Genomic DNA, 873 nt, shown 5'->3' with positions numbered 1-873 from the left:
AAGCTGTTGGCCTCCGTGCACAGCGTCGAAGGTGTCGTCAATGTCGAGTACGATCCGCTTCGGCACTTGCCGGAACGAGGCGCAATAGAGATCGACCATCGCCCGTCCCATCGCGACCAGCTCCCGCACCCCGGGTAGGTTCTCCAGCCGGCACAGCGTCGATTGCGACGCCAGATTCCGACCCGACGGCAGCGCATCCTGGGCCGTCTTGAAGACCGGATCGCGGCGCAGCCGGTTGGCGTCGTTGCCGTCCTCGTAGCCGGCGGCGATCATCTTCATGCGAAAGCCGATCATGTCCGCCAGACTGTGGACGACCTGGTCCGGGCAGCGCGGATCGTCGATGCAACGCGCCAGACGCTCGGCCACCCGCAACCGCTTTTCCACCTCGGCCTAGGCCAGAACGCCGCTGTTGGACGACAGCATGCCGCCGTCGAAACGGGCGACGACGGACTTGCCGCCGACTGATGACAAACCGCTCAGCGGCAGCGCAAGATCGTTCATGGTGGGTGTGGTCTCGGGAAATGGTTCGGATCGGCTTAAGTAGCAAATCCTACGTCATTTCAACGGGCTTGCGCCACATCCACCAACCCCCATGGCTTTTTCAGGCTAGCAGAGAGGGTGCTGCGGTGCACTCACTGACACGAGATCGCAAATGGAGGCGCGTGACCACCAGAACTGGCGACACCCATGGTGGTCCGCTGGACCCGCAGGAGGAACCACAAGGTGTCAGCGGGCAGAGCGCAAGCGAGTGCCTACTTCGATCTTTCTAGAAGCGGCGGCGCGCCCCGCGGGGGGGGGGGGGGGGGGGGCCACGCCCACCGCCCCCCACACCCACAGCGGGGCCCCGATAGTGTGGGGGAGCCGCGAGCAAAC

At 65.1% G+C, this 873-nt stretch carries 1 pseudogene; it reads right to left on the bottom strand.

From position 1 onward, the window contains the following. Window positions 1-501, bottom strand: a pseudogene (locus tag NKI05_RS32205) (transposase); the annotation flags it as partial. Window positions 502-873 lie beyond the last annotated feature (372 nt).

The organism is Mesorhizobium sp. M0771 (genome assembly GCF_040320155.1).
Classification (GTDB): domain Bacteria; phylum Pseudomonadota; class Alphaproteobacteria; order Rhizobiales; family Rhizobiaceae; genus Mesorhizobium.
Note: the sequence above shows the minus strand (reverse complement) of the source record. Positions and strands in the feature narration are given on the sequence as shown.